Here is a 1,717-nt window from a genome sequence, read left to right as displayed (position 1 = left end):
GCCGAGTTTAATTGCAATTCAACAAACCGACAGTAATTACTGGATTACAAAGTATCCATTGCTTCGAATTCAAATTTGATTTATCAAGCTGGTTTATCTAATTTATCCACTGCGTCGAATTCAAATTTGATCGCCTTCCATACTTCACAAGCAGCAGCTAGTTCAGGACTCCATTTGCTAGCCTCGCGGATAATTTCATTACCCTCGCGGGCAAGGTCACGTCCCTCATTACGAGCTTGTACACATGCTTCTAAAGCTACTCGATTAGCTACGGCACCCGGTGCATTTCCCCAAGGGTGTCCTAAAGTTCCTCCACCGAATTGTAGTACGGAATCATCTCCAAAGATCTCGGTCAAAGCAGGCATATGCCAAACGTGAATACCCCCCGAAGCTACGGGCAGAACACCTGGCATAGAAACCCAATCTTGAGTGAAATAAATACCACGGCTTCGATCTTTTTCAATAAAATCATCACGTAGTAAATCAACAAAGCCCAAAGTTATGTCCCTTTCTCCTTCAAGTTTACCTACTACTGTACCAGCGTGAATATGATCTCCACCAGACATACGTAAAGCTTTAGCTAGTACACGAAAGTGCATACCATGATTCTTCTGTCTATCAATAACTGCGTGCATTGCGCGATGGATGTGAAGAAGTAGACCATTATCTCGGCAATAATGAGCCAAGCTAGTATTTGCAGTGAACCCACCTGTTAAGTAGTCGTGCATTACGATAGGAACTCCCAATTCTCTAGCACACACGGCCCTTTTGATCATTTCTTCACATGTACCTGCAGTAGCATTCAAGTAATGCCCTTTGATTTCACCTGTTTCAGCCTGTGATTTATAAATTGCTTCGGCACAAAATAAGAAACGGTCTCTCCAGCGCATAAATGGTTGGGAGTTCACATTCTCATCATCTTTGGTAAAATCAAGCCCGCCACGTAGACATTCATAAACTGCTCTACCGTAGTTCTTAGCGGATAACCCCAATTTAGGTTTAATAGTACATCCTAATAGGGGGCGACCATACTTGTTCAATTTATCTCTTTCAACCTGGATGCCATGAGGCGGGCCTTGGAAAGTTTTAACATAAGCAGTAGGGATTCGCAGATCCTCTAGACGTAGAGCGCGCAGGGCTTTGAACCCAAATACATTACCCACAATGGAAGTAAACATGTTAGTAACAGAACCTTCTTCAAAAAGGTCTAAAGGGTAAGCTACATAACATATATATTGATCTTCTTCTCCAGGAACGGGCTCAATGTGGTAGCATCGCCCTTTGTAACGATCAAGGCTGGTAAGCCCATCGGTCCACACGGTTGTCCATGTACCAGTAGAAGATTCAGCAGCTACCGCGGCCCCTGCTTCCTCAGGCGGAACTCCGGGTTGAGGAGTTACTCGGAAGGCTGCCAAGATATCAGTATCTTTGACTTCATATTGAGGAGTATAATAAGTCAATTTATACTCTTTAACACCAGCTTTGAATCCAACACTTGCTTTAGTCTCTGTTTGTGGTGACATAAGTCCCTCCCTACAACTCATGAATTAAGAATTCTCGCAACAACAAGGTCTACTCGATATAAATGAGGAGTTAATGAAACCTTTTCGAAGAAATCTTTCAAAAAATTATCAACGAATCCGAAAGGTTCCTTATTAGACCATGGTATTTGATTCGCCAAATACATCATTATTCTATATTCTTTCATATGTATGGC

At 42.4% G+C, this 1,717-nt stretch carries 1 protein-coding gene; it reads right to left on the bottom strand.

The window, feature by feature from the left end; genetic code table 11:
• Positions 1-83: 83 nt before the first annotated feature.
• A complete protein-coding gene (locus tag IEZ19_RS54430; protein ID WP_188363613.1) occupies positions 84-1,523 on the bottom strand; it encodes a form I ribulose bisphosphate carboxylase large subunit in 1,440 nt (479 codons plus the stop codon).
• Between the last annotated feature and the right edge of the window lie 194 nt (positions 1,524-1,717).

It is taken from the genome of Streptomyces brasiliensis (genome assembly GCF_014647875.1).
Lineage (GTDB): Bacteria > Actinomycetota > Actinomycetes > Streptomycetales > Streptomycetaceae > Streptomyces > Streptomyces brasiliensis.
The sequence above is the reverse complement of the archived record's forward strand: the minus strand, read 5'-3'. Positions and strand labels throughout refer to the sequence as shown.